The following is a 6,115-nucleotide window of genomic DNA, read 5'->3' as shown; positions in this document are numbered from 1 at the left end:
CCCGGCATCTTCATCGCCATCACGCTGCTGCCTGCGTCCACGTACACGACCTGGCCCGTCATGCCGCTCGACAAATCGCTGAGCAAAAATACGCCCAGTTTGCCGACTTCCTGCGGGGTGGCGTTGCGGCCCAGCGGCGCGGCCTGGGCGGCCTGATCGTACATGGTGGCAAAGCCCGGAATGCTGCGCGCGGCGATGGTGCGCATCGGCCCGGCGCTGATGGTGTTGACGCGCACGCCCTGCGGCCCCAGCTCGGCGGCCAGGTAACGGGTGGCGGCTTCCAGGGCGGCTTTGGCCACGCCCATGACGTTGTATTTAGGCACCACTTTCTGCGAGGCGTGGTAGGTCAAACTGACCACGCTGCTGCCCGTCCTGAGCAGCGGCTCGGCGTGGCGGCAGACGCTGATGAGGGTGTAGGCGCTGACGCTCAGGGCGGTGTTGAAATCGGCGGGCGTGGTGTCGACGAAGCGGCCCTCCATCGCCTCACGGGGCGCGTAGGCAATCGAGTGGACCACGCCGTCCAGGCTGCCGAATTCGGCTTTGATGCGGGCGAACAGCGCACTCAGATCGGCCTCGCTGGTGGCGTCGGCCTGCTGGAGCAGCACACCGGGATGGTCTTTGGTGAGCTTTTCGAGTTCAGGTAACAGCCGCTCGCCCTGATAGCTGAAGGCCACCCGCGCCCCGGCGGCCAGGAGCTGCTCGGCGATGGCCCAGCCGAGACTGCGGGCGTTGGCGACGCCCATGACCAGGGCTGTTTTTCCGCTCAGATCGACAGTAATCATGCCCAGAGTGTAGCGGGGACCACGCCGGGCCGTGCGGTGGCCGTCCGATGGTAAGAGCCGTAAGCCTTTTGCCAGAAGGAGTTCATTAAGCTGCGTAGATGACCCGGCCTGTTCTCACGCGCTCCTCCCAGCAGGCCGGATGACGGCCACCCAGCTCAACACGGCGCCCGCTGATCTGAGCGCCTTAGCGGTCACGGCGCTGACCCAGCTCAGCAGCGTGATTCTGGGCAAGTCCGGGCAGGTGCGGCTTTCGCTGGCCTGCCTGCTGGCGGGCGGCCACCTGCTGCTCGAAGATGTGCCGGGGGTGGGTAAAACCACGCTGGCGCAGGCGCTGGCCGCCACGCTGGGCCTCCAGTTTGCCCGGATGCAGTTCACCTCCGACCTGCTGCCCGCCGATCTGCTGGGCGTCAGCATCTACGAGCCGCAGGGGCGCGAATTCCGCTTTCACGAGGGGCCGATCTTTACCCAACTGCTGCTGGCCGATGAGGTCAACCGCGCCACGCCCAAAACCCAGTCGGCGCTGCTCGAGGCCATGGAGGAGCGCCAGGTCAGCGAGGGCGGCACCACCCGGCCCCTGCCGACGCCGTTTTTCGTGATCGCCACCCAGAACCCGGCCTCGCAACTGGGCACCTTCGCCCTGCCCGAATCTCAACTGGACAGGTTTCTGATGACCGTCTCGCTCGGCTACCCCGACCCCCGCGCCGAGCGCGAACTGCTGCTGGCCGGAGGTCGGCGTGAGGCGGCCAGAGGGCTGAGCCCGGTGCTGAGCCCACAGGCGCTGCTGGGCGCCCAGCAGGCGGCGGCGGCGGTGCATGTCTCCGGGGCGCTGGCCGACTACGTGCTGGCCCTGGTCAGCGCCTCGCGCACCCACCCGGAGGTGCAGGCGGGCCTGAGCCCCCGCGCCGCGCTGGGCCTGCTCTCGGCGGCGCGGGCCTGGGCCTGGCTGTCGGGGCGCAATCTGGCACTCCCCGAAGACGTGCGGGCGGTGTTTCCCAGTGTGGCCGCCCACCGCCTGCTGGGCCGCTCCAGCGGGGCGCCGAGTCCGGAAGTCGCCGCCAGCCTGATCGCCAGCGTGCCGATTCCCTGAGCAGCCAGTTCGGGGTGGGCAGTCTCCAGAGCCGGTAACGCAGACCCCGATACCCACATTCGGTCATCCAGACGCAGCGGCCCAGTCCCACATCGACCTCACTTCAGCATTCCGGGGAGAGACGACGCATGACCCAGATTCCTTCCTCCCCCACCCGGTCCCGTCTGCGCGAGCGCCTCAGCGAGTGGGCCAGCGACGACGGCAATGCCGACGCCGGGCAGGGCATCACCATCGCCTCGGCCACCCATTTTTCCAGAGGCCCGCGCGTCTATCCGACCCGTTTCGGCGCGGCGTTTCTGGGTGCATCTGTGCTGACCCTGATCGGCTGCGTGAATTATCAGCTCAGCCTGGGCTACCTGGTGACCTTTTTGATGTTGGGCTTGTGGGTGGTGGGCGCGGTGTCGGCCTCGCGCAGCCTGAGTGGCCTGACCCTGCGGGCCGCCGCCCCCGAAAGCGCCTGGGCCGGGCAGGACGCCGCCTTCGCGCTGCGCGTCCACAACCCATCCGGCCAGCAGCGCACCGGTCTGCGTATCCGGGCGCACCGGCCCCGCACCGCGAGCATTACCCGCGTCGATCTGCCGGGCAACACCGAGACCATCACCGAGGTGCTGATTCACGCCGCCCGGCGCGGCCCGCTGACGCTGCCCCGGCTGCGGCTGGAGGCCCGTGACCTGCTGGGGCTGTGGCGCGGCGTGACCTATCCGCTGCTGAGCGCCGAGGCGCTGGTATATCCGGCCCCCGAACAAGGCGCGCCGCCGCTGCCTGGCGTGCGGGCGGGCGAGGGCAGCGGCGAGAAACGGATGCCCGGCCAGGAAGACTTTTCCGGCATCCGCGCCTACGTGTCCGGCGACGCGCCCCGGCTGATGGCCTGGCGCCAGTCGGCCCGCACCGGGGAGTTGCAGACCAAACTCTTCGACGCCCCCGCCAGCCTGAGCCTGCGCCTGAGTTTTGCCGATATTCGCGGCCTGGACACCGAACAGCGCCTGTCTCGCCTGAGCGCCTGGGTGCTGCGGGCCCGCTCACAGGACGCCCGTTACCGCCTGGAGTTGCCCGGCCTGAACCTGGAGGAAGGCGGCGGTGAGGCCCAGGCCCGGCGCAGCCTGCGCGAACTGGCCCGCTGGCAGTTGCCGGACGATGCGCCGATGAAAGCCAGCCCAGGCAAGTCCAGCTCAGGCAAGTCCAGCCCAGGCAAAGTCAATTTGTCCAAAGCCAGCCGCCAGGGGCGCCCATGACCCCCGAACCCCGCGCTCTGAGCCTGCTGACCCGGCCCATCACCCTGCGCTCATTCAGATCAGGTGGACGGGCGCCGCCGCCGTTGCCCGCTGCCCTGAGTACCGTGCCGCTGCTGGGCTTGCTGGCGGCCCTGGCGCTGTGCATGGCCCCCGACCTGACCCGGATGCCGCCCTGGGGCGCGCTACTGGTGCTGGCGCTGCTGGCGTACCGGGCGGCGGTGGCGCTCAGGCGGGCTCCGGCGCTGCCCGGCGCTGCCCAGTCGCTGGTGCTGCTACTGCTGGTGGTGCTGACCGGCTGGGGCCTGACGCGGGCCTTCGAGACCCTGCTGGGACGCGACGGCGGCACGGCCATCCTGGTGGTGCTGCTGGCCCTCAAAACCGTGGAGACCCGCAGCGGGCGCGACCTTCAGATGCTGGTGCTGCTGGGCTTTTTTCTGACCGTCACGCATTTTTTCTTCGTGCAAGACACCCTGACCGCCGTCCACGCCCTGCTCTCGATGCTCGCGCTGTGCGCGGTGCTGGCGGTTTCGGAGCAGCCCACGGCCTTTGCGGAAATCTTCAAGGCCCAGAATCAAGGGTTTGGGGGCCGGGGCTTCGGGCGCTTCAGGCCACTGCTGAGGTCATCGGCCACGCTGCTGCTGCAAGCCCTGCCGCTGGCCGCCGCGCTGTTCGTGCTGTTCCCGCGCCCCGACAGCCCGCTGTGGCAGATGCCGGTCAGCGGCAATCAGAGTTCGTCGGGCTTATCCGACAGCGTGAATCCGGGCGGCATCAGCTCGCTGGCGCTCAGCGACGAGGTGGCCTTCCGCGCCCAGTTCGACGGAGCCGTACCGCCGCCGAGTGCGCTGTACTGGCGCGGCCCGGTCATGGAGGTCTTCGACGGCGCCGCCTGGCGCATCGGCCCCAGTCCCCGCGCCCTTCCCCAGGTGGTCTCCAGCAGCCCGCCGCAGAGCTACACCCTGACCGTCGAGCCGCACGAACGCGCCTGGGTGCTGGCCCTGGACGCCCCCGGCTCGCTGCCTGCCGGGACCACCATCACCCAGAACTTGCAGGTCATCAAGCCGACGCGCATCGGTGCCCGGACCCGTTTCAGGCTCAGCGCCGTGACCACCTTCCAGTACGGCCTGAACGCCGACGGCGCCTGGCTGGGCCGCAATCTGGAGTTGCCGGTGGGTAGCAATCCACGCCTGCGCGAACTGGCGGCGGGCTGGCTGAAGTTGCCGCCCGCCGAGCGCGTCAGGGCGGGTCTGAACGTGTTCAGGCAGGGCGGCTACGCCTACACCCTCAACCCGCCGCTGCTGAGCACCGTCAACGGCTTAGACGACTTCGTGTTTCGCAGCAAACGCGGCTTCTGTGAGCATTACGCCAGCGCCTACGCCTTCATGATGCGGGCGGCTGGCATTCCGGCCCGCGTGGTCACCGGCTACCAGGGCGCCGAGGCCAACGGCAACTACCTGATCGTGCGCCAGGCCAACGCCCACGCCTGGACCGAGGTGTGGCTGCCCGGCCAGGGCTGGATTCGGGTCGATCCGACGGCCACCGTCTCGCCGGACCGCATCGAGCAGGGCGTGCGGGCCATTCCCAACGCGCCGGGGCTCTCAGGCGGCACCTTCGGCCTCTTCAAAGGGCTGAGTCTGCGCCTGGACGCCCTGCAAAACCTCTGGAACACCTGGGTCATCGGTTACGACGGCGACCAACAGCGCCAACTGTTCGCCAAGCTGGGCCTGGGCGAGTTCGGCAGCTTCAAGCTGACCCTGGTGGGCGCCCTGGTGTTGCTGCTGGCGGGCGTGCCGATGCTGCTGCGCCGCAAAGCCAGAGCCGAGCCGCTGGTGCGGGCCTATGAGCTGCTCAGCCGCCGCCTGAAGCTGCCGCGTGCCCCCCAGGAGCCGGGCAGCGCCTACGCCGTGCGGGCCGCCGCCCAGCACCCCGGCCAGGCCGCCGCCATCGAGGCGCTGGTGGGCGAATACCAGACCCTGCGCTACGGCCCCGAACCCAGCGCCGAGCAGGTCCAGGCGTTTATGGGGCGGGTCAGAGGCTTCAAGCTGGAACGCTAAACTCGGCTTATGAAGCGTGTGCTGATCGTCGTCGCCACTGCCGGAGAAGCCGTGCGGCTGGGTGAGTTGAGGCTGGGTGAGTTGAGGGTGCCCGGCGTGGACATCCAGGTGATCGTCAGCGGCGTGGGACCGGTGGCGGCGGCGCTGGCGACCCAGGCGGCACTGCTTGAATCGCGCTTCGACCTGGCCATCAGCGCGGGCATCGGCGGCGCGTTTGCGGGCAGCGGACTCAAGATCGGTGACGTGGCCCTCGCCTCCGAGATCGTGCAGGCCGATCTGGGCGCCTGGGACGCTGAAACGTTCCTGCCCCTGGGTGACCTGGGCCTGGAGGTCGCAGCGGGCAATCCGGGCCGCTTTTCGTGCTGGACGGGCACCGTGGACCTTCCCCGTGGACCGTTCGTGACCGTCAGCAGCGTGACCGGCAGCGCTGTCGGGGCGGCTGAGCTGCTTCGCCGCCTGCCCGGCGCACTCGTCGAGGGCATGGAGGGCGCCGGGGTCGCCCACGCGGCGCTCCTGGCGGGTGTCCCGGTCACCGAGGTGCGCGGGGTGAGCAACCTCGTGGGGCCGCGTGACCGCCTGGCCTGGCGCATCGGTGAGGCCCTGGCGGCGCTGGACGGCGGGCTCAGGCGTGTGCTGGAGGCGTTGGCGGCGAGCTGAGTATCTCCCTGTAAAGCTTTAGCTTTACCGAGCGGGAGGAGTGGCACCCTCATGGGTGTCCGTTCACGACGAAAAGCGAGTGAGGAAGAAAGTATGTCCTGGCGGGAGTGGAGGGATGGAGCGCTTTTTGCGGAAGCCCGAAATGTTAGCAAGGACATACTTAGTGCAGTACTCCGAATTACGCCACGGGGAAAACAGCCTCCCCGCGCCTCCATTCTGCGTCCTACTCAGTCAAAACTACTCGCTCCGCTCGGTCATAAAAAGGGTCTTTTTATGACATCTGCTCTAAGCAGTTTATCTAGGCCA

At 68.8% G+C, this 6,115-nt stretch carries 5 protein-coding genes; 4 read left to right on the top strand and 1 reads right to left on the bottom strand.

Annotated elements, in window-relative coordinates:
• The coding region (locus Q0R23_RS01285) for an enoyl-ACP reductase (protein WP_293909519.1) at positions 1 to 782 on the bottom strand (782 nt) is incomplete at its 3' end.
• A 139-nt stretch (positions 783 to 921) separates the two neighbouring features.
• Between Q0R23_RS01285 and Q0R23_RS01280 the strand changes: the two genes are divergently transcribed.
• The 4 genes from Q0R23_RS01280 to mqnB all read left to right on the top strand — a co-directional run bounded on the left by Q0R23_RS01280 (position 922) and on the right by mqnB (position 5,809).
• The gene (locus tag Q0R23_RS01280) at positions 922 to 1,869 is read left to right on the top strand and encodes a MoxR family ATPase (RefSeq protein WP_293909517.1); all 948 of its coding nucleotides are present in this window, start codon (positions 922 to 924) and stop codon (positions 1,867 to 1,869) included.
• A gap of 128 nt (positions 1,870 to 1,997) precedes the next feature.
• Positions 1,998 to 3,101, top strand: coding sequence for a DUF58 domain-containing protein (locus Q0R23_RS01275; RefSeq protein WP_293909514.1), 1,104 nt, complete (start codon positions 1,998 to 2,000; stop codon positions 3,099 to 3,101).
• Entirely contained in the window at positions 3,098 to 5,152 is a 2,055-nt protein-coding gene (locus Q0R23_RS01270; protein WP_293909512.1) for a DUF3488 and transglutaminase-like domain-containing protein, read from the top strand. Before Q0R23_RS01275 ends, Q0R23_RS01270 begins: the two co-directional genes overlap by 4 nt.
• A 9-nt stretch (positions 5,153 to 5,161) precedes the next feature.
• Positions 5,162 to 5,809 carry a futalosine hydrolase gene (gene mqnB, locus Q0R23_RS01265; protein ID WP_293909509.1) on the top strand — a complete coding sequence of 216 codons (648 nt, stop codon included), beginning with the start codon at positions 5,162 to 5,164 and terminating at the stop codon, positions 5,807 to 5,809.
• Positions 5,810 to 6,115 lie beyond the last annotated feature (306 nt).

This window comes from Deinococcus sp. (genome assembly GCF_025362455.1).
Classification (GTDB): domain Bacteria; phylum Deinococcota; class Deinococci; order Deinococcales; family Deinococcaceae; genus Deinococcus.
This window is presented reverse-complemented; position numbering and strand designations above follow the sequence as displayed.

Excerpts from the sequence above, each read along its gene's own strand:
- Q0R23_RS01280 (WP_293909517.1), top strand. The coding sequence starts at position 922 with ATGACGGCCACCCAGCTCAACACGGCGCCCGCTGATCTGAGCGCCTTA.
- Q0R23_RS01275 (WP_293909514.1), top strand. The coding sequence starts at position 1,998 with ATGACCCAGATTCCTTCCTCCCCCACCCGGTCCCGTCTGCGCGAGCGC.
- Q0R23_RS01270 (WP_293909512.1), top strand. The coding sequence starts at position 3,098 with ATGACCCCCGAACCCCGCGCTCTGAGCCTGCTGACCCGGCCCATCACC.
- mqnB (WP_293909509.1), top strand. The coding sequence starts at position 5,162 with ATGAAGCGTGTGCTGATCGTCGTCGCCACTGCCGGAGAAGCCGTGCGG.